This is a genomic window from Burkholderia sp. Bp9016, from assembly GCF_003857765.1.
In the GTDB taxonomy this organism is placed as follows: Bacteria; Pseudomonadota; Gammaproteobacteria; order Burkholderiales; family Burkholderiaceae; genus Burkholderia.
This window is the reverse complement of record NZ_QTPY01000002.1, coordinates 202,329-226,485: the sequence shown is the minus strand read 5'-3', so window position 1 is coordinate 226,485 and position 24,157 is coordinate 202,329. Positions and strand designations below refer to the sequence as shown.

Genomic DNA, 24,157 nt, shown 5'->3' with positions numbered 1-24,157 from the left:
GCCCGCCGGGCGCGTTGCGCGCCGCACCGGCCGAAGGAATCGCACGAACCTCGTCATTACCCAGATTAAGCATCCAGGAAAATCACATGGCTATCGTAGAAGTCAAAGTCCCCCAGCTTTCGGAGTCGGTTTCGGAAGCCACCATGCTGCAGTGGAAGAAGAAGCCGGGCGAAGCAGTCGCGCAGGACGAAATCCTGATCGAACTCGAGACCGACAAGGTCGTGCTCGAAGTGCCGGCACCGGCAGCGGGCGTGCTCACGCAAGTGCTGCAGAACGACGGTGACACGGTCGTTGCCGACCAGATCATCGCGACGATCGACACCGAAGCGAAGGCCGGCGCGGCCGAAGCAGCGGCAGGCGCCGCCGAAGTCAAGCCGGCGGCAGCACCTGTTGCAGCCGCACCGGCAGCGCAGCCGGCTGCTGCAACGGCATCGAGCTCGGCTGCTGCATCGCCGGCCGCAGCGAAGCTGCTGGCCGAGAAGGGTCTGTCGGCAGGCGACGTCGCAGGTTCGGGCCGCGACGGCCGCGTCACGAAGGGCGACGCGCTGTCCGCAGGCAGCGCACCGAAGGCTGCTCCGGCCGCCGCGCCGGCGAAGACCGCCGCTGCGAAGCCGTCGCTGCCGGAAGTGAAGGTGCCGGCGTCGGCAACGACGTGGCTGAACGACCGTCCGGAACAGCGCGTGCCGATGTCGCGTCTGCGTGCGCGTATCGCCGAGCGTCTGCTCGAATCGCAGCAGACCAACGCGATCCTGACGACGTTCAACGAAGTCAACATGCAGCCGGTCATGGACCTGCGCTCGAAGTACAAGGACAAGTTCGAGAAGGAACATGGCGTGAAGCTCGGCTTCATGTCGTTCTTCGTGAAGGCGGCCGTGCACGCGCTGAAGAAGTTCCCGCTGGTGAACGCGTCGATCGACGGTAACGACATCGTCTACCACGGCTACTTCGACATCGGTATCGCGGTCGGTTCGCCGCGCGGTCTGGTCGTGCCGATCCTGCGCAACGCGGATCAACTGAGCCTCGCCGAAATCGAGAAGAAGATCGCCGAATTCGGCCAGAAGGCAAAGGACGGCAAGCTGTCGATCGAAGAAATGACGGGCGGTACGTTCTCGATCTCGAACGGCGGCGTGTTCGGCTCGATGCTGTCGACCCCGATCATCAACCCGCCGCAATCGGCAATCCTCGGCGTGCACGCGACGAAGGAGCGCCCGGTTGTCGAAAACGGCCAGATCGTGATCCGCCCGATCAACTACCTGGCGCTGTCGTACGACCACCGGATCATCGACGGCCGCGAAGCGGTGCTGTCGCTCGTCGCGATGAAGGATGCGCTGGAAGATCCGGCACGCCTGCTGCTCGACCTGTAAGCCGAGTCTCACCGCATTGACCCGCTCCGCACGCTCGCGCACATGCGCGAGCGTGCGGGCGCACAAGTAGAAAGGATTGTCATGTCCAAGGAATTTGACGTCGTCGTGATCGGCGCCGGCCCCGGCGGCTACATCGCCGCGATTCGCGCCGCGCAGCTCGGCAAGACGGTTGCCTGTATCGAGAAGTGGAAGAACCCGGCCGGCGCGCTGAAGCTCGGTGGCACCTGCCTGAACGTCGGTTGCATCCCGTCGAAGGCGCTGCTCGCGTCGTCGGAAGAGTTCGAGAACACGTCGCATCACCTGGCCGACCACGGCATCACCGTCGACGGCGTGAAGATCGACGTCGCGAAGATGCTCGGCCGCAAGGATGCGATCGTCGAGAAGATGACGAGTGGGATCGAGTTCCTGTTCAAGAAGAACAAGATCACCTGGCTGAAGGGCCATGGCAAGTTCACCGGCAAGACCGACGCCGGCGTGCAGATCGAAGTGAGCGGCGAAGGCGAAGCCGAAGTCGTCACCGCGAAGAACGTGATCATCGCAACGGGCTCGAAGGCGCGCCACCTGCCGAACATCCCGGTCGACAACAAGATCGTGTCGGACAACGAAGGCGCGCTGACGTTCGACTCGGTGCCGAAGAAGCTCGCCGTGATCGGCGCAGGCGTGATCGGCCTCGAGCTCGGCTCGGTGTGGCGTCGTCTGGGTGCCGAAGTGACGGTGCTCGAAGCGCTGCCGGCGTTCCTCGGCGCAGCTGACGAAGCGCTTGCGAAGGAAGCGGCCAAGCTGTTCAAGAAGCAGGGCCTCGACATCCATCTCGGCGTGAAGATCGGCGACGTGAAGACGACCGCCGACGGCGTGTCGATCGCCTACACGGACAAGGACGGTAACGCGCAGACGCTCGACGCCGACCGCCTGATCGTGTCGGTCGGCCGTGTGCCGAACACCGATAACCTCGGCCTCGAGGCAATCGGCCTGAAGGCGAACGAGCGCGGCTTCATCGACGTCGACGACCACTGCCGTACGGCGGTGCCGAACGTCTATGCGATCGGCGACGTGGTGCGTGGCCCGATGCTCGCGCACAAGGCGGAAGACGAAGGCGTGCTGGTCGCGGAAGTGATCGACGGCCAGAAGCCGCACATCGACTACAACTGCATTCCGTGGGTGATCTATACGTACCCGGAAATCGCGTGGGTCGGCAAGACGGAGCAGCAGCTGAAAGCGGAAGGCCGCGAGATCAAGACGGGCAAGTTCCCGTTCTCGATCAACGGCCGTGCGCTCGGCATGAATGCGCCGGACGGTTTCGTGAAGATGATCGCGGACGCGAAGACCGACGAACTGCTCGGCGTGCACGTGATCGCCGCGAACGCGTCGGACCTGATCGCGGAAGCCGTGGTGGCGATGGAGTTCAAGGCGGCGTCGGAAGACATCGCCCGCATCTGCCATCCGCACCCGTCGATGTCGGAAGTGATGCGCGAAGCGGCGCTCGCCGTCGACAAGCGCTCGCTGAACAGCTGAGCGCGGTATAGCGCCAGCCGGCTATCGGCTGGCGCGGCCGTCTCATGACGAAGGCGGGCGGGTTTTTCCCGCTCGCCTTTGTTTTTCCGGTTTGCCCTGATGAACGTCACCGAATACTACGCGCGCGAATTAACCACGCGCGGCTATCAGTCCGATCCCGCGCAGCGTGCGGCCGTCGATCGTCTGCAGCGCTGCTTCGACGAGTGGGTCGACTACAAGGCGCGCCGCTCGAACGCGTTCAAGAAGCTCATCAATCATCCGGACCTGCCGCGTGGCGTCTACATGTGGGGCGGTGTCGGCCGCGGCAAGAGCTTCCTGATGGACAGTTTCTATGCGGTAGTGCCCGTGCAGCGCAAGACGCGCCTGCATTTCCACGAATTCATGCGGGAAGTGCACCGCGAGCTCGAGGAATTGAAAGGGCAGGCCGATCCGCTCGACGAGCTGGCGCGGCGCATCGCGAAGCGCTACCGGCTGATCTGCTTCGACGAGTTTCACGTGTCGGACATCGCGGACGCGATGATCCTGTACCGGCTGCTCGATCGCCTGTTCAACAACGGCGTGCAGTTCGTGATGACGTCCAACTACGATCCGGACGATCTGTACCCCGACGGCCTGCATCGCGATCGCATGCTGCCGGCCATCGCGCTGATCAAGGAAAAGCTCGACGTACTGAACGTCGACGCGGGCGTCGACTATCGCCAGCGCACGCTGGCACAGGTGCAGATGTATCACACGCCGCTCGGTGCGGACGCCGATCGCGAGCTGCGCCATGCGTTCGCGAAGCTTGCCGCGGTACCGGACGAAAGCCCGATCCTGCATATCGAGAAGCGCGAGCTGAAGGCATTGCGCAAGGCCGATGGCGTCGTGTGGTTCGACTTCGCGACGCTGTGCGGCGGTCCCCGTTCGCAGAACGACTATCTCGAACTCGCCAGCCGCTTCCATGCGATCGTCCTGTCCGAAGTGCCGCAGATGTCGCCGCGAATGGCGTCCGAGGCGCGCCGCTTCACGTGGCTCATCGACGTGCTGTACGACCACAAGGTCAAGCTGCTCATGTCCGCGGCGGTGCCTGCGGAACAGCTGTACGTCGAAGGCCCGATGGCGAACGAGTTCGCACGCACGGTATCGCGGATCGTCGAGATGCAGTCGAAGGAGTACATCGAGACGCCGCGTCGCATCGTCGATACGTCGCTGACCTGATCGCAGCTTTCGGCAAGTGACGCGCTTCAAACGTCAATTCCGGTCAGATTCTGCTGATATCAGGGCATTTTCGGACTTGTCTTATATTCGTCGCTGAGGTCAGCCGATATCGTTGTGTCATGGTTCCTAAGGCTGGAGATGTCCATGACACCGTATCGCGATCTGACCGATCATGAGTGGCGCTGCGTCGTGCCGCTTTTGCCTGAAATGCAGCCGCGCACCGAATTGCGCGGCCGGCCGCTGGCCAACACGCGTGCTGTCCTGAATGGCGTGCTCTGGGTGATATACAGCGGCGCGACATGGTCCGCCATGCCGCGTCGCTACCCGTCGTACCAGACATGCCATCGCCGCTTCAAGGTGTGGCACGACACGGGCACGCTGATGCACGTGATGCGCGAGCTGTATGGCGACGCAGGTGTGAATCTCTGCAACGCGCTATCCACACGGATGCGCAAGCACGCGCAGTCGAAAGCGGCGCAGGCGCGCAGTGCTGCAGCACCGACCTATCGTGCGCCGGACAGCTACGCGTCGAACACGTTGAAGCACGCGGCGTGATCACGGTGGACTTCATCGCCTCGCACACCAAAACAAAATCGGCCTGACGACGTCGCCGCAGGCCGATTTTTCATTGCATCGCGCGCTTTGACGCGCGCCGCGTTATTGTGCGCGAACCCAGGTTTGCGACCGGCCGAGCAGCGATACGCCGATGTAGCCGCGTACGACGAGCTTCTGGCCGCCGTCTTCAAGCGTCATCTTGCACTTGTAGACCTTGCCGTTTTCCGGATCGAGAATGTTGCCGCCGTCCCACTGGTCGCCGTCCTTCTTCATCGCCTTGATGATCGTCATGCCCTTGATGAGCTGATCCTTGCGCTCGTCGGTGCATGCGGTGCAGCGGCGATCGGGCGTGTCGCTCGGGCCGAGACCTTTGACGACCCTGCCCGACAGCGAACCGTCGCCATCGTCGGCGATCTGCACGAGTGCCTTCGGCTGATGGGTGTTGTCGTCGATCGTCTGCCACATGCCGATCGGGCTGTCGGCTTGCGCGAACGATGGAGCGGCACAGGCGAGCAGCGCGCTGGCAATTGCCAATGCGCGCAGCGGGCGGGTCACTTGAATCATTGTCTTCCTCCTTGTTTCACGTCGTGTTCGATTCGCCCGCACGACCGTCTGCATGGGGCGGTGGCATGTTGCGAGCTTTGCCAGAATACGTGAAACCGTGCGCTGCGTTTGATAGAGGGGACTCTAATCGAAACAGTCCGCAGGATGCGGACTGTTCGGTGCCCGATCAGTTGAGTTGGTACGAGAACGCGGCGTTCACGCGGGGGCTGCGCGATGCGCTTTCGACAGGCGCATCGCCGACCGGCTTCGCGATGTTCAGATCGAGGCTGTAGTACCGGCTGTCGGAAAATCTCACGCCGATGCCGACCGACGACAGGCGGCTCGGCGACGGCGTGCCGGTATGCAGATACACACGCGCCATGTCGTACGCGATGTATGGCGTGACGGACTTCAGGTACGTCCAGCCCGGCGTAAATCCGCGGTTGACCTCCAGCGACATCCCCCAGCCCGAGTCGCCCGACGTTTCACCGGGCTGATAGCCGAGCGCGTAGCGCGTCGAGCCGAACGAGATCTGTTCCGACGTCGGCAGCGAGTCGGCGCTGTACTGGCCGGTCACCGAGACCGACGTGCCGATCTTGAACGGCCATTCGTTGGTCTGCGTGAAGGTCGCGCCGGTACGGACGAAGGTCAGCGAAGTCGGATCTGGGTACGTAAGCGGCACGCCGTTGTCCAGGCCGGTCTGCGATTTCGATGCGCCGAGAATGTTGAACGCCTTGGCGACGTTGACGCTCAGCTTGCGTACCTGCTTCGGTTCGACACTCGTGTAGTCGAGCTGCAGCTGCATCACGCGAACCTGCGAGCGATTGTCGAGCACGTTGCCATTGACCTGGTTCTGGTAGTGATCGTCGTTGTGCGCTGCATAGCCCGACACGGTGCCGAGCAGGCTGCGCTGGTTGTTCAGCAGGATCGGATAGGAAGCCGAAAGACCCAGTTTCTCGCTCTTGACGGTGCGCTGGACGGTCGACGGCAGGCCTGGGTTGTCGGTCGGCTTGCCGCGGTACGTGCTTGCATCGAGGCGCGTGACGAGACCGTTGCTGCCCACCGGCACCGAGCCGCTGAACGCGAAGTAGGTCTGCTTGTCGCGTCCGGGCGGTGCGAGTGCGGAAATGCTCAACTGCTCGCCGAACGAAGTCAGGCCGTTTTCGGTTGCGGTGATGAGGCCCTGGACCCCGGGGTGATTGAAATCGATACCGGTGCTGACGTTGAATGCCTTGCGGTCGACCGCGAGCTCGAGCGTCGTTGCGCCATCGGTTGTCTGCGGCGGCGGCACGTTGGCCTTCACCGTGACGCCGGGCAGCAGGCCGAACGTGTTCACGTAGCGTTCGAACGTTGCACGGCGCAGTGGCCGATCGGCCGTAATGTGCGCGGCGATCGCGCGAATCTTCGATTCCATCGCGCCGGGCTTGCCGGTGACCTTGACGTCCGACACGTAGCCTTCCACGACCGTCACGCGCACGACGCCGTTTTCGAACGTCTGCGCGGGAATGAACGCGAACGACAACGCATAGCCGCGCTCCTGGTACAGCTTGGTCACGCCGTTGGCGGTTTCGATCAACTCGCCGATCGTGATGTCCTTGCCGACGAGCGGTGTGAAGCGGCGCGAGATTTCGTCGAACGGTATCGACTTCACACCTTCGACCTGGAATGTCTTGGGCGTCAGATGGCGCGACAGCAATTCCTGAAGCTGTGGTGCCTGCGGCGCGACCTGGACGGTGACGCTCGGGCCTTGCTTCGGTGCGTTGATCTGGGGCAGGGAGTCGAGCGGGTTGCCTGCCGCGCGCGTCTGCGCATGTGCCGTGCCTGCCGCCGCGATGGCGAGCAGCATCATCCATCTGTCCAGTCTGGATTTCATTGTTCTTCCTCGTAGGCCTTGCTTGGCGTCTTCTTTGTAATGCGGGCGCGCGACCTCCGGGTGTCGCGCGCCGCGTGCCGCATTGCCGGTTGTGTTTGTACGGCCGTGCCTCCTGCTCCGGCTGCAAGGGCGCGACCGTCCTCCTTACTTGCCAACGCTACCCAGCGTGCCCAGCAACCCTGTTACCGGTGCCAGGAGGCCCGCCGCTCCCCCCGACGATGCCGAACCCGTCACGCTGCCTGCTGCTCCGGTGACAGTATTCAGCAAACCGGTGACGGGCGCGAGAGGGTTTGCACTGCCAGTGCCGCCCGTTGCGCCGCCGAGGGTGCCCGTGACGGTCGACACCAGGTTCGTCACCGGCGCGAGCGGGCTGCCGCCGCCCGAGCCGCCGACGCTGCCCAGTGCGCCGGTGACAGTCGACACTAGACCCGTGACCGGCGCGAGCGGGCTGCTACCGCCCGAGCCGCCGACGCTGCCCAGTGCGCCCGTGACAGTCGACACGAGGCCCGTGACCGGTGCGAGCGGGCTGCTGCCCGAACCGCCCGTTGCACCGCCGAGCGCACCCGTGAGCGAACCGAGCGGCGTCGAGCCGAGTCCGGACAGCAGGCCGCCGAGAGGGTTCGTCGAGCTGGAACCCGACGCCGTGCCGTTCTGGACGGTTGCCGTCGAGCCGCCGACGAGGCTCGTGATCAGGCCGGGGATCGGTGCTGCGCCGTTCGGGCCGTTCGGGTTCACGAGGCCGCCCGCGTTGGTCACCGTATTGCCCACTGCGGCGACGAGCTGGCCGACGTCGCCGACGAGCGGTTGATTCGATGTGCCGGCGACCTGCTTGCCTGCCGAGCTGATGGCGCCGCCGACCTGGCCGAGCAGACCCGACACCGGCTGTCCGAGGCCCGTTGTCGTGCCGACCTGCTGCGTGACCTGACCGGCGGTGATCACCAGCGGCGTGATGGCCGAGCTGAGCGGTTGCGTGACCTGCTGCACGGCGCCCGACGACAACGTCGAGCCGATCGTCGTGCCGGCGGCCGTCAGGCCGTTGGCGACCGTGTCGAGCACGGTGCCGACCGGCGTCGTGACGGGGGCCAGAGGCGAGAGCTGTCCCGTGCCCAGCGCCTTGACCGTCTGGCTCAGCCCGGACACGGTGTTGCTCGTCGCGCCGACCACATTGCCGAGGCCGGCGACCGTCGTGCCGACCGGATCCTTCGTCGTCCCGATTTGTCCCAGACCGTTGCTGACGGCATCGGCTGCCGCGCCGATGATCGTGCCGGTACTGGAAACGGTGCTGCCGACACCCTTCGTCACACCGTCGCCCAGGCCCGGCAGGCTGATGTTGCCGACCGTGCTGCCCAGATCGGTAGCCGTCTGGCCGACCGTGCTGATGACGCCTTTGGTACCCGTCGACGAGCCGCTGGTGCCGCTCGTTCCGCTGGTGCCACTCGTGCCGCTGGAGCTGCCGCCGTTGTTGCTCGTCGGCGGCGAGCTGACGCCGCCGCCGCCGCAGGCGGCCAGCAGGCAGGCTGCGGCGAAGGCGGTGAGGGGCACGCGCCATTGGCGCAGGGCGATGGTCGGGATGGAACGTTGCTGGGACATGATGTGACTCCTCGCTGTCTTTTCGATGAACGGATGTCGGATTACTTGCCGTGCGTGCCGCCGAGCAGGCCGCCGATCAGCGACGTGACGGGCGAGAGCAGATTCGAGCCCGAGCCCGAATTCGTGACGGTGCCGGTGCCGCCGCTGAGTGCTGGGACGCCGACCGTGCTGGTGACCGCGGAAACCGCGCCAGTGACGGGGGCAAGCGCGCTGCTGCCGTTCGTCGCGCCGCCGAGTGCGCCGGTGACCGTCGACACCAGGCCCGTGACGGGCGCGAGCGGGCCGCTGCTGCCGCCCGCTGCGCCGCTGAGTGCGCCGGTGACGGTCGAGACGAGGCCCGTAACCGGTGCGAGCGGACCGCCGCTGGTGCCACCTGCTACGCCGCCGAGTGCGCCGGTGACAGTGGAGACGAGGCCGGTGACCGGTGCGAGCGGGCCGCCGCTGGTGCCGCCCGTTGCGCCGCCGAGTGCGCCGGTGACAGTGGAGACGAGGCCGGTGACCGGTGCGAGCGGGCCACCGCTGGTGCCGCCTGTCGCGCCGCCGAGCGTGCCGGAGACCGTCGTGAGGAGACCCGTGAGCGGAGCGAGCGGGTTGGTTACGCCGCCGGTGCCGCCCGTGAGGAGGCCGCCGACTGCCTTCACGGTGTTGCCCGTCGACGAGACGGTGTTGCCGAGGCCGGTCGTGACCGGGTTGCCGCCCGTCGATGCGATCATCGCGCCGGCCTGGTTCAGGCCGTTGCCGATCGTGCCAAGCAGCGTGTTGACGGGGGCGCCGAGGCCCGTGGCCGTGCCGACCGTTTGCGTCGTCTGGCCGATCATCGTCGTGATCGGCGTGATGGCCGAGCTGACCGTTTGCGTGACCTGCTGGATCGGGCCCGTCGACAATGCGTTGGTCAGCGTGGTGCCGCCGCCCGATACGGCGTTCCCGACCGTCGTCACGAGACCGCCAACGGCGCCCGTGACCGGGGCGAGCGGTGACAGCGGGCCGCTGCCGAGGCTCGAGACCAGGGTGCCGGTTTGCGTGACCGCACCGCCGAGCTGGTTCACGACGGCGCCCGTGCTGGCGACCGTGATGCCGACAGGGTCCTTCACCGCGCCGAGCTGGCCGAGGCCGTTGCCGAGGCCATTGCCGAGCGCGGTGACCGCGCCGCCGACGTTCTGCACGATGCCGCCTGCTGCTTGTGTCGTGGCCGGGTTGACGCCCGGCAGCGACTGGCTGGCGACGACGCTGCCGAGGCCCGATACGGTTCCGCCGAGACTGGTGACGATATTGCTGCCGCTTGCGAGGACATTTCCTACCGGGTTCGCCGACACACCAGAGGTGCCGCTCGTACCGCTGGTCGTTCCGCTTGTCGTTCCGCTGGTGGTGCCGCTCGTCGAGCCACTCGTGCTGCCGCTGGTCGAGCCGCTGGTGCTACCCGACGTGCTGCCGCTCGTCGAACCGGACGTGCTGCCCGAGGTGCCGCCGTCGGAGGTCGAGATGGAGTCGCCGCCGCCCGAGCTCGAGCCGCCGCCGAGCCCCTGGCTGATTGAACCGGAACCGCCGCACGCGGAGAGGGAAAGCATGGCTGCCACGGTGGCCGCGATCATAGTCGCCCGGAACGTGCCATGAGGGATAACCTGAATGTCCATTTCGTCCTCGCATTGAAGCTGTGTTGTGTTGAGTAATGCGAGGTCTACTCTGCAACTGTCGTGCCACTTCGATGGTCGACAGTTCGACGATTGCCTTTAAACGGGGTAATTCCTTGTTGGAAAAGGAGTTCGCGGAAATTGAAAGAATGTTGAAATTATTTAAAAGCGGTCAGATGAGAACGGTTTCACCTGTTTCGTAACGTAACGTCACAACATTGGCGTTACGCGTGCGGCGTAACGTCGGGTTTATGCGGGGGAGCTGCAGGCTGGGCGGGCGATTGTTTTACTGGTGGATTGGATGTGCACATCTAACCTAGCGTAAGTCCTTATGTGTAAGGCGTACCGAAACGCCGTACAAATATGCTGTGCTTACGGAAAATATTTCGATCCCGATCGCTAAAAAGGGGTTGGAAATTGGAGAGAATCAGAGATAAGATTCAGGTCAGATGTAAGCAAATGTACAGATCGGTACACGACGTTCGAGGAGGGTTCCTATCGCGAATGTTAACTTGCATCAAATTGTGATACATGCCCCTCGGGGCGAACTATAAAGAAAGCGCACCTGGTCGTCGTTGCAGCAAATGTGACGAACCGACGCGGGGCAAGCGGCCAGATATGCGAGGATGTACGACGTATAAAAGGCCAAAAAACGTTATATAGGCACGAGGAAACAAAAATGAAAGCACTCATCAAGCGCTTCCTTAAGGAAGAAGACGGGGTTACCGCGATCGAATATGGCCTGATCGCGGGGCTGGTCGCAATTGCCCTCATTACCGGGCTGACCCAGCTTAGCGGTGGCTTAAACGGCCTGTTCAATCAAGTCGCTACTCAGGTGTGTGGTACCGGGTGTACTAACACTAACGCTGGCAAAAGCTAATTGACGGTGGGCGGCAAGCTAGGGAGTGGACGTTTGCTTGCTGCCCACCTGATGGCTGGGTGCTGCCATGGCGCATTTCTTCTTCGCCGGAATTTTTCTGGCGTGGGCTTCCTTCGTCGGAATTTGTGATATCCGTTTTCGGCGTATTCAGAATTCGCTAGTCATTGTTGGTTTGATTGGCGCATTCGCGAGTGGGGCCTTCAATGAAAATCCATTCGGTATTTCCGTAATTCAGGCGCTGGTCGGTGCATCCGTAGGTTTGATTGGCTTTTCTCCATTCTTCGTATTGCGCGTAATGGGCGCGGCCGATGTCAAGGTATTTGCCGTTCTCGGCGCGTGGTGTGGTGCGCAAGCGTTGTTGTGGTTCTGGATTGCCGCGAGCCTCGCCGCGGGTTTGCACGCTCTTTGGCTGATGTTTCTGTCGCGTACATCGATAGTCGCGCTCTGCAAGCGTGGCTCGCCCGCGATGGTGCTCGGCGGTCATCGAGCGACGCCTTATGCCGCGTTTCTCGTGTTGCCCGCTGCTGTATGGCTTCTACGACTTATGTTTGTGAGGGGAATGTAATGGCTCGATGGCAGCAAGTGCGCCAATCGTGCAAATGGCGCCGGCAACGGGGAGTGGCGGCAATCGAGTTCGCATTCGTGTTCCCGCTGTTCTTCCTGATTTTTTACGCGATCGTTACGTTCGGGTTGATTTTCGTCGTCAAACAGAACCTGACGTTCGCAGCGTCCGAAGGTGCGCGTGCCGCGTTGAATTACACGTCGTCACCATGTGATCGGCTGAAAGCCGCTGCGACGACTGCGTGCTCGGCGGTCAATGGGGGCGGCACGCCGTGGGGACAGTTCGCTACGGTCGCGACCCAGGTAGCCGGGGGATCGACACAAGCCGTGAGTTGCAGCGCGTCCTTCACGCCGTCGGCACCCAGTTCCTGCGCTGCAGCGTTTACGTCGTCGTCGGCATCCACGTTCAACGTAATGGTAACGATGACTTACTCGTACGCGAACAAACCGTTGATTCCGTGGCTCTTCATCGTGTCGGCACCCCAACTGCAGAGCAGTGCGACCGTGCAGATTTCGCCCAACATGCTTTGATGCGCGTGAGCTTTCTCTCTTCATGGCCGTAGTCCTTCGACCGTGTCGACGCTCCAGAACCTGATTCCGGCATTCCAATATCAACATGGCCAACAATCTGACAAAAATCATCGCGGGGTTGCTGATTGCGATCGCTGTTCTGCTCGGAATCTATGCATGGATGCTTGGACGCAGCGCACCACATTCCGCACCGGCACCGCAGACTGTCGCCGTGAACCCGGTGCCGGTCGTATTCGCGACGCGTACGCTGCCCGTCGGGCAGCCGATTGCTGCCGACGCGTTGAAAGTTCAACCGACTGCACCCGCACCGGCCGGTGCATTTGCCGATCCGGCCGACTTGATCGGCCGCGTTCCCGCGAGGGACATACTGGCGTCGGCGCCGGTCGTTTCGGATGCGCTAGTGTCGGGGCTCGCCGAGGACATTCAACCGGGCGAGCGAGCGATTGCAGTTCGCGTCGACGAGACCAACGCGGTTGGCAATCGGCTGCGGCCCGGTAACTTTGTGGACGTCTTCGTGAACCTGAAGCGCGAGGGAGGCACGATGCTGGACGGAGAAGTCTCGCAGACGCAAGCGCGACTTCTGATGTCGAAGGTCCGGGTTTTGTCGTTCGGGGATGCGACGCCGGAGCGCGACAGCGGCAACAACACGAACGGCAATAGCGGTCAGGCGAGCAATGTTCGTATCGCGGTGCTCGCCGTGCCGACCGCACAGGTCGATGCATTGACGCTTGGCGAGTCCAGCGGCCGCTTGACGCTCGCACTGCGTAACCCGCGCGATGACGAGCTTGCGGTGCAAACGGTTGCCGTGCGTACGGATAACAAGCTGTCGCCGTCGGCACTGGCCGCGGCCGGGGTGTCGCTGCAGCAACTGTCCGGCACACCGAGGACTGCCGTGGCTAACGTGAACGTACCGCCGTTGCCGTCGCGTCTGCCGCCGGCAGTGCGGTCGGCCGGTAGTGGAGGCGGTGGCAGTATCGAAGTGATCCGCGGCGGCCGGTCGGAAACGGTTGCGTATTGAATGACATCGATGGCCATCGATATCAGCGACGACAAGTAAAGGCCGCGTGACGGTCTACCAAACAATGAAAAACACACTGATTGCATTCGCGATTGCTATCTGGACCATGACATTCGCATCGCTCGCGAGCGCGAGCGGGAAGATCGAACTGCCGGTCGGCGCTCAGCGACAGATTTCGGCTGGTCACGCACTGCAGCGCGTGGCGGTGGGCGATCCGGCGATCGCCGACGTGCTGATCATGAAAGGCAGCCGGTCCGGCTCGGTACTGCTGACCGCGAAAGCGCCCGGCGCGACGAATGTGATGCTGTGGGAGCGTGGTCACGACGAGCCTACGGTTTGGAGCATCGAGGTCATCGATGCAGCCGCGCAAGCGGTGCTCGACGATTCCACGCCGCGCGTGAATGCATATGGTGGAACGGCGGTGCTGCGCGGTGCGTCAGCATCGCTTGACGCACATGAACGCGCAGTCGCAGTCGCCAAGAACATGGCTGGTAAAGGCGCGGTGATCGATCGGTCGACGCTTGCCGGCAAGAACGTCGTGCAGGTCGACGTGCGCGTCGTCGAATTCAGCCGATCGGTGCTCAAGCAGGTCGGGTTCAACTTCTTCAAGCAGAACAACGGTTTCTCATTCGGCTCGTTTTCGCCGGGAGGCGTGCAGTCGTATAGCGGCGGCTCCGGTCCCGGCTCTGCGGGGTACATTCCGACGCTCGGGTCACCCGTGACGTCGGCATTCAACCTGGTTGTGAATGCCGCCGGGCGCGGCATCTTCGGCGAGTTGTCGCTGCTCGAAGCGAACAATTTCGCGCGGGTGCTCGCAGAACCGACGCTCGTTGCGCTGTCCGGTCAAAGTGCGAGCTTCCTCGCGGGCGGTGAAATTCCGTTCCCGTCACCGCAAGGTCTCGGCTCGACTGCAATTCAGTGGAAGCAATATGGTGTCGGGCTTTCGCTGACGCCGACCGTGCTGAGTCCGCAGCGGATTGCGCTGAAGGTTGCGCCCGAGTCGAGCCAGCTCGACTTCGTAAACAGCGTGACGATCAGTGGTGTCGCAGTGCCAGGGATCACGACGCGTCGCGCGGACACAACGGTCGAACTCGGCGACGGCGAGAGCTTCGTGATCGGCGGCCTGATCGACCGCCAGACGATGTCGAACGTCAGCAAGGTTCCGCTGCTTGGCGACCTTCCGATCATCGGTACGTTCTTCAAGAATCTGAACTATCAGCAGAACGACAAGGAATTGCTGATCATCGTGACGCCGCATCTCGTTGCGCCGATCGCGAAGGGCGCGGCGTTGCCGGCGACTCCTGGCGAGTTGTCCGAGCAGCGTGACGGGCCGGTCTGGCGATCGTATCTGGGCGGCATTGCGGCGCCGGATGCCGCGCCGGGATTTTCGAAATGAACGCGAAGCATCGCGCGCTCCGGCGCACCGAGAAGCCTTGCGTAATCGGGGGTGTTCGACATGAATGCACGAACCCAATCATTGTGTGAACCCGCCGTGACCGATTATTTCGTTTGCGCATCGCCGAAGGAAGCGCACGTCCGCTGGCTTGCCGATACGCTTGTGTCGGCCGGCGCGGTGGAGGCGACGTCGCTCGAGCCGGGTGTACTTGCCCAGCGCATCACGGGTGTCAACCCGGCACTGGTGTTCATCGATTTCTCGGAGGGTGGAGAAGCGGCGAGCGTTGCCGCCGCGATGGTGCGGGTTGCGCATCCGGGTTTGCCGATCGTCGCGCTGGGGTCGCTCGCACAGCCGGAAAGCACACTCGCTGCGCTCCGTGCCGGCGTGCGGGACTTCATCGATGTGTCAGCACCGGCAGAGGAAGCATTGAGGACAACGCGTGGACTGCTCGCGCATGTTGGCGAGCCGGCGAGCCGCCACGGGAAGGTCGTTGCGCTGCTCGGCGCGCGTGCCGGCATGGGCGTCAGCACGCTTGCAGCGAATCTCGCCGTCTGGCTGCAAAAGCGCGCGCTCGGCCCGGGAGCGGCTGAGAGGGCGGATGGCAGCAGCGTGCCGCCCGGACGTCAGACCGCGCTGGTCGATCTGGGATTGCCGGCTGGGGACGGTGCGCTGTTCCTGAACACACGCTGCGAATTCCATTTCGTTGACGCAGTGCAAAACCTCCGCCGTATCGACCGCACGTTCGTGAACACCGCGCTGACCCGGCACCAGAGCGGCCTCGCGTTGACGACGCTGCCGCCTGACCTCGGCGGCTTTCGCGACGTGTCGTATGCATCGTGCATCGGCTTGCTGAACCGGTTTCGCGCATTCTTCGACCAGCAGGTCGTCGATCTCGGCGGCTTTTCGAATCGCGAGTTCGTCACGCAGATCACGGCCTCGGCTGACGAGGCGTGGCTCGTCTGCGATCAGGGCGTCGCGTCGATCGTGTCGGCGGCCGATCTGCTGACCGGGCTGCGCGATTCCGGCATCGATACCGACCGCGTGCGGCTGGTCGTCAACCAGTACGATCCTGCGCTCAACCTGATGCCCGGACAAATCGCCGAGCGTCTCGGGTTGGCGCTGGTCGGGACGCTGCCCGAGCGCCGTGTTGCGATCTGCCATGCCGCGAACCAGGGCCGGCTCATTGTCGATATGGCCGAGCGCGACCCGTACGTGCGAGCGCTTGAATCGCTGGCTACACGATTGCCCGGGGTGTCCGGCATGGCAGGCGCGTCGCGTGTCGCGCCGAGCCTGTCTGCACTGAAACGTTTCATTCAACCTTCGTCCAAGCGGTCGTAAGCGATGGCACACGACATTCAATTCGCCGACGGCGCAGCGCCGTTCTCCCAGACGCAGCAATTTCACGACATCAAGAATGCCGCGCACGAGCATCTGCTGACCCGCATCGAGGAACTCGGCGCCGAGTTCGGGCGCTGGTCCCGGCAGGCGATCAACCAGTTTGTCGATCTCGAGATTGACAGCTTCGTGCGCCTGCGCCGCATCCCGCTCAACGAGAACGAGGTGCGTGCGATTGCCGAGGCGCTGACGAAGGAACTTGCCGGCTTCGGTCCGATCGAGGATCTACTGGCGGATCCGGCGGTCGAGGACATCCTGATCAACGGCTACAACGACGTGTATGTGTCGCGTCACGGGATTCTGGCTAAGCTGCCCGTACGGTTCACCGACAACGCGCATCTGCTGCGGATCGTGCGCCGCATTCTCGCACCGATCGGGCGCCGTCTCGACGAGTCGAATCCAATGGTCGATGCGCGGCTGCCCGATGGCGGTCGCGTGAACGTCGTGATCGAGCCGCTGTCGATTGACGGTCCAATCGTCTCGATCCGGAAATTCCGCAAGGATCCGTTGAAGCCGTCCGATCTGCTCGGCAACGGCACGTACAACGAAGAAATCTGCGCTCTGCTCGAGGCGGCGGTCGAAGCGCGCTGCAACGTGCTCGTGTCGGGCGGGACGAGCTCCGGCAAGACGTCGCTGCTCAACGCACTGGCGTTCCATATTCCCGAGGCCGAGCGTGTCGTGACGATCGAGGACACGGCCGAATTGTCGCTGAACCACCCGCACGTCGTGCGGCTCGAGAGCCGGCCCGGCGGTTTCGACGGCACTGGTGTCGTGACGATCCGCGACCTGTTGCGCAACACGCTGCGGATGCGGCCGGACCGGATCATCGTCGGCGAAGTCCGCGGCGGTGAGGTGCTCGAAATGCTGCAGGCGATGAACACCGGCCACGACGGCTCGATGGGCACCGTGCACGCGAGTTCGCCGCGCGAGTGTCTGTATCGTCTCGAGATGCTGGCGGGTTTCGCGGGCTTCCAGGGCACCGAGTCGAGCCTGCGCCGGCAGATCGCGAACGCGATCGACTTCATCGTGCAGATCGGGCGTCTGTCGAATGGGCGTCGCCGGATCTTGTCGATTACCGAAGTGACCGGTTTGTCCGACAACATCATCGCGACGCAGGAGCTCTATCGCTACGAAGCGCGTGTGACCCCGGAGGGCGAGGAGATCGATCACTGGGAGTCGCTTGGCATCCATCCGCATTCACCGAAGCTTGCGCGCTACCGTCAGGCGCTGGTGAACACCGGTCTGGGTGGCGGTGGCTTCGGCGGCGGATTCGGTCGCGGCGGAGGCTTCAATGTATAGCCCGATGATCTGGGCGCTTGCGGTTGCGATGCTGTGCGTCGCGTCGGCCTTGATGTTGTGGCGGCACGCAGAGACCCGACGCGTGCGCACCGACGCGAAGCGTTTTATCGACAGCCGGCTCGAGCCCGGTGTACGTGCGGCGGCGCAGGTGGCGCGACCGGTCGCAACCGGCGGCGCGCGCACTGTGACGCGGTCCGGTGGTGCGCCAAGTGTGGCGTCACGCGCATTCTGGGCGCACTGGTATGCCGTGACCAACGAGTACCTGGGCAACCTCGTGAGTCGTGCCGGGATCGAAGGTGCCCGTGGCAAAGCGATCGCCGCGATCATCGTACTCGTTGCGATCGTGTCGATCGCGGGTAGTCGTGGCGGCGTGCTCGCGGGTTTCGCAGCGCTTGCATGCGGGAGCACGATATTCGGAGTCTGGCTTGCGTCGCGAATCCAGCGGAGACGCCTGAAGATTGTCCGGCAGATCCCATCGTTTCTCGACGGGATCGTGCGATTGGTGACGCTCGGCAACAGCGTGCCGGCCGCGTTTCAGGCCGCGCTGTTGACGACCGAAGAGCCGCTGAGGGGGTGTCTTGATCATGTGTCTCGGATGTTGCGTACAGGCGTCGAAATCGATCGCGCGATGCTTCATATCGCGAAGATCTATCGGGCCGAGGAGTTTGAACTCCTGGGTTCCGTGCTGCGGTTGTCTGTCAAGTATGGTGGCCGGGCGGACGTAATGCTCGAACGCATGGCCGTGTTCATGCGCGATCTCGAACAGGCAGAGCGCGAGTTGACTGCGATGTCGGCGGAGACGCGGTTGTCGGCGTTCGTGCTCGTGATGCTGCCGATCGCGATTGGCAGCTTTGTCGTCATGACCAATCCGAGCTATCTGGAAGGAATGTGGAACGATTCGAGCGGACGACTGCTGCTCATGTTCGCGTTCGTGATGCAGTTGGCAGGCAGCGTGTGGTTGTACCGAATGGCCCGACTCAGGTGATGCAATGACAGCAACTCAGATCGGATCTATCGCTTTGACGCTGGGTGCACTCGGCGTGCTGTTGTTCGGGGTCGTCGCATTGTTGCGTGCGACCGCCGCATCGCGTGCCGAACGTGCGCTGGTCGATGCGCTCGATCGGCGCATGGCCGCACTGGAAGCTGCGAAGGCGCAGGCCATGCCGGGGGGCGAAGCCGCTGCGAAGCCCGAGGTGCACGGTCGGCAGCGTGTTGAGCGGTTGCTCGAACGGCTGTCCGCGACGGGCATGCGCTTGCTCGATACGGGGCTTGGCAAACATATCGTCGCGGACGAGGATCGCCGCTTGCTCGAACAATGCGGCTACGTCGACGCGCGCTCGCGCGGGTTGTTCCTGAGCGCACGGATCGCATGCGGGATCGGGCTGCCGCTTTTGTTCGCGATATGCGCCAGCGGACGCATGAAGGGCGGGTACTGGATGATAGGCATATTCATCGCATTCGGGCTTGGCTTCATGCTGCCGAAGCTCTACGTACAACGCCGTGCCGCCGCGCGCCGACAGAGCGTCGACGACGAATTGCCGCTGTTCGTCGACATGCTTCGCTTGTTGCAGGGTGTCGGACTGTCGCTTGATCAAAGTCTCCAGGTCGTGACGAACGATTTTCGCGGAATGATGCCGGTGCTGTCGTCGGAGGTGGGCGTCGCGCAGCGTCAGTTCGTGGCGGGTCGCTCGCGCGAGCAGTCGATGCAACGGTTGTCCGGCGGGTTTGAAAACGAGGATTTGCGAGCAATCGTGCGGTTGATGGTCCAGGTCGACAAGCACGGCGGCGCGGTGCAGGAGCCGCTCAAACAATTTGGCGACCGGCTGCGCGAGACGCGGCGCTCAATGCTCCGCGAGCGGATCGGCAAGTTGACCGTGAAGATGACGGGCGTGATGGTGGTGACGCTGTTGCCGGCGCTGCTGATCGTGACGGCCGGGCCTGGATTTGTCGCGGTAATACGTGCGCTGGCGACGCATCATTGATGGGTGGAAGGAAAGACGATGAAGCGGATCGGCGAGATGGTGGGGCGTGCGGGCGTGGCAACCGTGGTGTTGCTGCTCGGTGCGTGCGCGACCAAGGAAAGCGGATATGGCGTCAGCGCACAGGCCGAACGCGCGGCGCTGATTCAGGCGGCTGATCAGAAGCAGGCGGTGCCGGATACGCCGGCGATGTATCTGAACCTGATCCAGCGGATGCAGGCGCAGGGCCTCTATTACGCGTCTCTCGCACACATCGATGCGTACGACAAGGCGTACGGTGTGTCGCCGGACACGATTTTGCTGCGCGCGGATGCGTTGCGAATGACCGACCAGCCGGCTGCCAGCGCGGCAGCATATACGCAATTGCTGAAGACGCCGCTTGCCGCACGCGGTTACCGCGGACTCGGACTGATCGCCGGTGCTGCCGGTGATTTCGACCATGCGGTACAGGCGTTGACGCAGGCATCTGAACTCGCGCCAACCGAGGCATCGTTGCTGTCCGATCTCGCGTACGCAAAGCTGCGCAACGGCGATGTCGTCGGCGCGCGGGTGCCGTTGATGAAGGCCGCGGAACTAGACCAGCACAATCCGAAAATCGTCAGCAACCTAGTGCTCTATCTGCTTGCGGCAGGGCGCTCGTCGGACGCGCAGCGATTGATGAATCAACAGCATTTGCCGGTAGATATCCGCAAGGACATCAGCAACGATGCCGCGAAGATTGCCACCGCGGTACGTGCGCAGCAGCATGCGGTGGCAACGCCGCCGGTGGTGTCGCGGCGTGGCGTGAGTGGGCAGATCGCGCCGATGGCGAATAATTTTGGCTACGACCAGACCGTGCCGCTGTTGCAACGGTTTGCACAATGAACAGACAGGCGGGGAACGACATGGACAACAACAATCATCATTGGAACATGCGTGCGGGTCGGATCGCCGTGCTAGGGGCGATCGCGTGTATCGCAACGAGCGCCGTGACAGCATATGGGCAAACGGTCGTGGCGCCGAAAGTGTCCGATGTCGACCGTTCGACCCGGGAATGGCTCGCGATGCAGCGCGACAACCGCGCAGCCGCGCCAACCCAACCGATGCTCGGCGATGTCGCAACACTTGTTTATCAACGTTATCTCGACTCGTTCAAGAACAAGATTCCGGATTCGATGAGCTCACAGATTGGCTCCTCTAACGGTATGTCGGGCGGCATGTCCGGCGGCGGGTTGGGCGCGCAGTAAGCGAGATAATAATGCGGGCAAATCAATCACACGTGGCTTGGCGGCGCGGTGCAAGCTGGCCGGGACGGCGGCGTCAGCGTGGCTCGTTTGCTGTGATGGCGGCGATCTGGATAGCAATCGCGGTCATTGTGCTGGGCGTGATCGATATCGGTCGCTTTTATGCTGAACGGCGCCAAATGCAGGCGGCGGCCGATTTGGCCTCGCTTTCAGCGGTTTCGCAGGCTGCCGCCGATCAGACGTGCCAAGCGGCGAAGGCAGCAGTCCAGCAGGTCGCAACCCCGTCAGCGAATTCCGTACCTGCAAACGCGACCGTTTCGGTGACCTGCGGTGTCTGGGCGCCGCCTCAAGCCGGCGGCAGTGCGACATTTACGCGAACCAGCGGAGATCAGGTTGCCACCAACGGGAAATGTGATGGCCTGTCGGCGGGGGGGGCTGCAACCGGTGCCTTGGCAAATGCCGTGTGCGTTACCGTTTCCGAGCCAGTGACCGGTTTCTTCCGCAGCGGAACGGTCGGGGCATCGGCCATTGCAAAGGCTACGCCGACCGATACCTTCACGCTTACCACGTCACTTTTGAGTTTGAATGGCGGACTGGCCAACCAGTTGCTCCAGGCGCTGACAGGTTCACCTAATGTACTGAGTCTCAATGCCGTCGATTATCAAGGGCTGGCGCAAGTCAATCTGAAACTCGGTAACATTCTCGCCGATTTACCGGTAGGCACGAGCACGTCCGTACTCAACGGCACCGTGACGCTTGGTCAACTGGCCAATGCGATGGTGCAAGCCGCGACGCAGCAGAACCTGGTGGGCGTGAATCTGAACGTCCTGAATGCAATCGTCGCGGGGCTTTGTACCAGCAACGTTTGCGGCGGTCCCCAGATTGCTCTTAGCCAACTGGTTTCCGCTGCGGTCTCCGGAGGAAGTTCCGCCGTTGATGCCAGTGTCAATGCGTTCGGATTGTTGTCGACGGCATTGCAGGTTGCGAACGGGACAAACCCGATCATCATCAAGAACTTGTTGGTCCAAACACCGACCGCGCTTGCACCGCTACTGAACATGACTGTGTCGGCTTCGGTGTGGCTCTCTGGCAATCCACCGTCCACTGCAAGCGGCCCGGCGGGACCGTCGAGCTGCGGGACATCCAATTGCACGACCAATACGTCGAGCACTCAAGGGCAGGTGTTTCTTTCCACCAAGATTTCCTTGTTGTCGACCTGCTCGGATAGGTCGCTGGTTTATTCAGGTAACGCTTGCTCTGATGGCAGTACGCCGGTACCGGTGGCGGCCGTCAATCTGCCGGTCACTGCCTATGTGGCGCCGGCACTGGCTGGTGTACCTTCCGTAACCTGCACGGCGAACACAAAGACCGCAACGGTGAATACCCAGACCGGCGTGCTCGTCGCCATGATTGGTGGATCTCCGCCGACAACGCCACCGAGCCTCCAGGTACCTTCGGGCCCTCCGACGTACACGCCCGATGGAAACTCGATTCAGCTTCTGTCCGTGAGTGTGGGTAGTCTGCTGACTCTCACGGGCCTGACGAACGCACCTTTGCTGGGTCCTTTGCTGAACCCCATCCTGGCGCTCGTGGGTCTGGACTCGCTGACAGCCCAGATCAGCCTGAAGACGGGGAAACTGGTTGTCCCGATCGCCAATCAAAACATTGCTCCGCTGACGTTCACGTATTCCACTGCGACGACGCCGCCGACCCTCGCATCGTCGGCGTATGCGTGTCCTTCTTCGAGCACGAGTAATCCATATATGCTGTGCGTTGGTACCGATCAATTCCTTGCGCCTGCCACTCAGAGCTTGTTGAACAACAACCTTTCGCTGGTGCTGTCGGCGAACGGGGGCGTGGCGGGAGCCCTCGCGTTTCTGTTGAATCCATTGCTTGCGAATTTGACGGGCCCGCTCTTGTCGCTGTTATCGCCGATCTTGCTTCCGCTTGTCATGCAGCCGTTGGATTCGCTTTTGACCAGCGTCACCGGTCTGCTCGGCTTGGGTCTGGGAAATGCATATGTGACGAATGCACCGGACGCGATCAAGTGTGGTGACCCTATGCTTGTTAAATGAATATTGAGCGATTCTGTCGACGAATAGGGATGGCAACCCTCTCTGTCCCCTGGATATGCCGCTGATCAGTACAGCCACACTGCGCACCTTGTCATTAACCGAAGCCGTACCCAAAGAATGAGACCCACCCCCGCAATCGCAGAACTCGACCTCTACGTCTGGGAAGGCAAGGCGGACATCGTCGACCGCGTTGCCCGGTGCATGGCGAGCTTCGACGTCGAAGTGATCCGTGCGGACAACGCGGAGATCTCGCCCGAGCGCGCCGCATTGCGGCCGTCGCTCGCGATCATCAGCGTGACGATGATCGAAACCGGCGCGGCGTTCCTGCGCGACTGGCAGGCCAACATCGGCATGCCGGTCGTCTGGGTCGGCGCGGCGCGCGACCACGACGCGTCGCAGTATCCGCCAGACTATTCGCATATCCTGCCGCTCGACTTCACGTGCGCCGAACTGCGCGGCATGGTCGGCAAGCTCGTCACGCAGTTGCGCGCACACGCGGCCGAAACGCTGCAACCGTCCGAACTCGTTGCGCACTCCGAGTCGATGCAGGCGCTGCTGCGCGAAGTCGACACGTTCGCCGACTGCGATACCAACGTACTGCTGCACGGCGAAACCGGTGTCGGCAAAGAGCGCATCGCGCAACTGCTCCACGCAAAGCACTCGCGTTACCGGCAGGGCGAATTCGTGCCGGTCAACTGCGGTGCGATTCCGGACGGCCTGTTTGAATCGCTGTTCTTCGGACACGCGAAAGGCTCGTTTACCGGCGCGGTTGTTGCGCATAAAGGCTATTTCGAGCAGGCGGCGGGCGGCACGCTGTTCCTCGACGAAGTCGGCGACCTGCCGTTGTACCAGCAGGTCAAGCTGCTGCGCGTGCTCGAGGACGGCGCCGTGCTGCGCGTCGGCGCGACGACGTCGATCAAGGTCGATTTCCGTTTGGTCGCGGCCAGCAACAAGAAGCTGCCGCAACTCGTGAAGGACGGCCTGTTCCGTGCGGATCTTTACTATCGGCTCGCGGTGATCGAGCTTAGCATTCCTTCGCTGGAAGAGCGGGGCGCGGTCGACAAGATCGCGCTGTTCAAGTCGTTCGTCGCGGAGGTGGTGGGCGAGGAGCGGCTCGCGCAGCTATCCGACCTGCCTTACTGGCTCGCGGATGCGGTCGCGGACAGCTATTTCCCCGGCAACGTGCGCGAATTGCGCAACCTGGCGGAGCGCGTCGGCGTGACTGTGCGGCAGACGGGAGGCTGGGATGCGGCGCGATTGCAGCGGCTGGTCGCGCATGCGCGCAGCTCGGCACAGCCGGTGCCGGTGGAGAGCGCGGCGGAAGTCTTCGTCGATCGCAGCAAATGGGATATGAACGAGCGCAGCCGCGTGATCGCAGCCCTCGACGCAAACGGTTGGCGGCGTCAGGATACGGCGCAGCAACTTGGTATCAGCCGCAAGGTACTGTGGGAAAAGATGCGTAAATACCAGATATTCGACGAGGAGCCCGAGACGCGCGAAAGCGAGTAATTAATGAGATAAAATCGCGCTGAATTACA

General features: G+C 63.1%; 21 protein-coding genes. 17 read left to right on the top strand and 4 right to left on the bottom strand.

Translation table 11 applies throughout. The features are described from left to right. The first annotated feature begins 86 nt into the window (after positions 1-86). From odhB to DIE13_RS03465, 4 genes are all read left to right on the top strand, one after another. Positions 87-1,364 carry a 2-oxoglutarate dehydrogenase complex dihydrolipoyllysine-residue succinyltransferase gene (gene odhB, locus DIE13_RS03480; RefSeq protein ID WP_124825842.1) on the top strand — a complete coding sequence of 426 codons (1,278 nt, stop codon included), beginning with the start codon at positions 87-89 and terminating at the stop codon, positions 1,362-1,364. Between the two features lie 81 nt (positions 1,365-1,445). Then, entirely contained in the window at positions 1,446-2,876 is a 1,431-nt protein-coding gene (gene lpdA / locus DIE13_RS03475; RefSeq protein ID WP_124825841.1) for a dihydrolipoyl dehydrogenase, read from the top strand. Positions 2,877-2,975: 99 nt separating this feature from the next. Beyond that, entirely contained in the window at positions 2,976-4,073 is a 1,098-nt protein-coding gene (zapE, locus tag DIE13_RS03470; protein ID WP_124825840.1) for a cell division protein ZapE, read from the top strand. A gap of 144 nt (positions 4,074-4,217) precedes the next feature. Continuing rightward, positions 4,218-4,628: a transposase gene (locus DIE13_RS03465; RefSeq protein WP_175750827.1), complete on the top strand. Its 411-nt coding sequence runs from the start codon at positions 4,218-4,220 to the stop codon at positions 4,626-4,628. A gap of 102 nt (positions 4,629-4,730) precedes the next feature. Here DIE13_RS03465 and DIE13_RS03460 read toward each other — a convergent pair whose 3' ends face one another. From DIE13_RS03460 to DIE13_RS03445, 4 genes are all read right to left on the bottom strand, one after another. Then, positions 4,731-5,192, bottom strand: a complete 462-nt coding sequence (locus tag DIE13_RS03460; RefSeq protein WP_124825838.1) for a DUF2147 domain-containing protein — start codon at positions 5,190-5,192, stop codon at positions 4,731-4,733. A 166-nt stretch (positions 5,193-5,358) separates the two neighbouring features. Next, positions 5,359-7,044, bottom strand: a complete 1,686-nt coding sequence (locus tag DIE13_RS03455; RefSeq protein ID WP_124825837.1) for a ShlB/FhaC/HecB family hemolysin secretion/activation protein — start codon at positions 7,042-7,044, stop codon at positions 5,359-5,361. A 144-nt stretch (positions 7,045-7,188) separates the two neighbouring features. Continuing rightward, positions 7,189-8,634, bottom strand: a complete 1,446-nt coding sequence (locus tag DIE13_RS03450) for a collagen-like triple helix repeat-containing protein (RefSeq protein ID WP_124825836.1) — start codon at positions 8,632-8,634, stop codon at positions 7,189-7,191. A 41-nt stretch (positions 8,635-8,675) separates the two neighbouring features. Further along, entirely contained in the window at positions 8,676-10,265 is a 1,590-nt protein-coding gene (locus tag DIE13_RS03445; RefSeq protein ID WP_124825835.1) for a collagen-like triple helix repeat-containing protein, read from the bottom strand. Positions 10,266-10,941: 676 nt separating this feature from the next. Between DIE13_RS03445 and DIE13_RS03435 the strand changes: the two genes are divergently transcribed. The 13 genes from DIE13_RS03435 (at position 10,942) to DIE13_RS03375 (ending at position 24,128) form a co-directional block, all read left to right on the top strand. Next, positions 10,942-11,142: a Flp family type IVb pilin gene (locus tag DIE13_RS03435; RefSeq protein ID WP_124825834.1), complete on the top strand. Its 201-nt coding sequence runs from the start codon at positions 10,942-10,944 to the stop codon at positions 11,140-11,142. Positions 11,143-11,209: 67 nt separating this feature from the next. Next, positions 11,210-11,707, top strand: coding sequence for a prepilin peptidase (locus DIE13_RS03430; RefSeq protein ID WP_124825833.1), 498 nt, complete (start codon positions 11,210-11,212; stop codon positions 11,705-11,707). Beyond that, on the top strand, positions 11,707-12,234 hold the full coding sequence (locus DIE13_RS03425) for a TadE/TadG family type IV pilus assembly protein (protein WP_124825832.1): 528 nt from the start codon (positions 11,707-11,709) through the stop codon (positions 12,232-12,234). Before DIE13_RS03430 ends, DIE13_RS03425 begins: the two co-directional genes overlap by 1 nt. Before the next feature lie 85 nt (positions 12,235-12,319). Then, positions 12,320-13,252, top strand: coding sequence for a Flp pilus assembly protein CpaB (gene cpaB, locus DIE13_RS03420; RefSeq protein ID WP_124825831.1), 933 nt, complete (start codon positions 12,320-12,322; stop codon positions 13,250-13,252). A gap of 64 nt (positions 13,253-13,316) precedes the next feature. After that, positions 13,317-14,648 carry a type II and III secretion system protein family protein gene (locus DIE13_RS03415; RefSeq protein ID WP_124825830.1) on the top strand — a complete coding sequence of 444 codons (1,332 nt, stop codon included), beginning with the start codon at positions 13,317-13,319 and terminating at the stop codon, positions 14,646-14,648. A gap of 60 nt (positions 14,649-14,708) precedes the next feature. Continuing rightward, positions 14,709-15,986 carry a fimbrial protein gene (locus DIE13_RS03410; RefSeq protein WP_124825829.1) on the top strand — a complete coding sequence of 426 codons (1,278 nt, stop codon included), beginning with the start codon at positions 14,709-14,711 and terminating at the stop codon, positions 15,984-15,986. A gap of 3 nt (positions 15,987-15,989) precedes the next feature. Beyond that, a complete protein-coding gene (locus DIE13_RS03405; RefSeq protein WP_124825828.1) occupies positions 15,990-17,342 on the top strand; it encodes a CpaF family protein in 1,353 nt (450 codons plus the stop codon). Then, positions 17,335-18,327 (top strand): type II secretion system F family protein, encoded by a 993-nt coding sequence (locus tag DIE13_RS03400; RefSeq protein WP_124825827.1) that lies wholly within the window; start codon positions 17,335-17,337, stop codon positions 18,325-18,327. Before DIE13_RS03405 ends, DIE13_RS03400 begins: the two co-directional genes overlap by 8 nt. A gap of 4 nt (positions 18,328-18,331) precedes the next feature. Then, positions 18,332-19,324: a type II secretion system F family protein gene (locus DIE13_RS03395; RefSeq protein WP_124825826.1), complete on the top strand. Its 993-nt coding sequence runs from the start codon at positions 18,332-18,334 to the stop codon at positions 19,322-19,324. An 18-nt stretch (positions 19,325-19,342) separates the two neighbouring features. Next, positions 19,343-20,185, top strand: a complete 843-nt coding sequence (locus tag DIE13_RS03390; RefSeq protein WP_124825825.1) for a pilus assembly protein — start codon at positions 19,343-19,345, stop codon at positions 20,183-20,185. A 20-nt stretch (positions 20,186-20,205) separates the two neighbouring features. Further along, entirely contained in the window at positions 20,206-20,547 is a 342-nt protein-coding gene (locus DIE13_RS03385) for a DUF3613 domain-containing protein (protein ID WP_233409963.1), read from the top strand. Between the two features lie 11 nt (positions 20,548-20,558). Then, positions 20,559-22,619, top strand: a complete 2,061-nt coding sequence (locus tag DIE13_RS03380) for a pilus assembly protein TadG-related protein (protein ID WP_244108802.1) — start codon at positions 20,559-20,561, stop codon at positions 22,617-22,619. 117 nt (positions 22,620-22,736) lie between these two features. Next, a complete protein-coding gene (locus tag DIE13_RS03375) occupies positions 22,737-24,128 on the top strand; it encodes a sigma 54-interacting transcriptional regulator (protein WP_124825822.1) in 1,392 nt (463 codons plus the stop codon). Positions 24,129-24,157: the final 29 nt, after the last annotated feature.

Coding starts and splice junctions, on each gene's coding strand:
- odhB (WP_124825842.1), top strand. CDS start 87: ATGGCTATCGTAGAAGTCAAAGTCCCCCAGCTTTCGGAGTCGGTTTCG.
- lpdA (WP_124825841.1), top strand. CDS start 1,446: ATGTCCAAGGAATTTGACGTCGTCGTGATCGGCGCCGGCCCCGGCGGC.
- zapE (WP_124825840.1), top strand. CDS start 2,976: ATGAACGTCACCGAATACTACGCGCGCGAATTAACCACGCGCGGCTAT.
- DIE13_RS03465 (WP_175750827.1), top strand. CDS start 4,218: ATGACACCGTATCGCGATCTGACCGATCATGAGTGGCGCTGCGTCGTG.
- DIE13_RS03460 (WP_124825838.1), bottom strand. CDS start 5,192: ATGATTCAAGTGACCCGCCCGCTGCGCGCATTGGCAATTGCCAGCGCG.
- DIE13_RS03455 (WP_124825837.1), bottom strand. CDS start 7,044: ATGAAATCCAGACTGGACAGATGGATGATGCTGCTCGCCATCGCGGCG.
- DIE13_RS03450 (WP_124825836.1), bottom strand. CDS start 8,634: ATGTCCCAGCAACGTTCCATCCCGACCATCGCCCTGCGCCAATGGCGC.
- DIE13_RS03445 (WP_124825835.1), bottom strand. CDS start 10,265: ATGGACATTCAGGTTATCCCTCATGGCACGTTCCGGGCGACTATGATC.
- DIE13_RS03435 (WP_124825834.1), top strand. CDS start 10,942: ATGAAAGCACTCATCAAGCGCTTCCTTAAGGAAGAAGACGGGGTTACC.
- DIE13_RS03430 (WP_124825833.1), top strand. CDS start 11,210: ATGGCGCATTTCTTCTTCGCCGGAATTTTTCTGGCGTGGGCTTCCTTC.
- DIE13_RS03425 (WP_124825832.1), top strand. CDS start 11,707: ATGGCTCGATGGCAGCAAGTGCGCCAATCGTGCAAATGGCGCCGGCAA.
- cpaB (WP_124825831.1), top strand. CDS start 12,320: ATGGCCAACAATCTGACAAAAATCATCGCGGGGTTGCTGATTGCGATC.
- DIE13_RS03415 (WP_124825830.1), top strand. CDS start 13,317: ATGAAAAACACACTGATTGCATTCGCGATTGCTATCTGGACCATGACA.
- DIE13_RS03410 (WP_124825829.1), top strand. CDS start 14,709: ATGAATGCACGAACCCAATCATTGTGTGAACCCGCCGTGACCGATTAT.
- DIE13_RS03405 (WP_124825828.1), top strand. CDS start 15,990: ATGGCACACGACATTCAATTCGCCGACGGCGCAGCGCCGTTCTCCCAG.
- DIE13_RS03400 (WP_124825827.1), top strand. CDS start 17,335: ATGTATAGCCCGATGATCTGGGCGCTTGCGGTTGCGATGCTGTGCGTC.
- DIE13_RS03395 (WP_124825826.1), top strand. CDS start 18,332: ATGACAGCAACTCAGATCGGATCTATCGCTTTGACGCTGGGTGCACTC.
- DIE13_RS03390 (WP_124825825.1), top strand. CDS start 19,343: ATGAAGCGGATCGGCGAGATGGTGGGGCGTGCGGGCGTGGCAACCGTG.
- DIE13_RS03385 (WP_233409963.1), top strand. CDS start 20,206: ATGGACAACAACAATCATCATTGGAACATGCGTGCGGGTCGGATCGCC.
- DIE13_RS03380 (WP_244108802.1), top strand. CDS start 20,559: ATGCGGGCAAATCAATCACACGTGGCTTGGCGGCGCGGTGCAAGCTGG.
- DIE13_RS03375 (WP_124825822.1), top strand. CDS start 22,737: ATGAGACCCACCCCCGCAATCGCAGAACTCGACCTCTACGTCTGGGAA.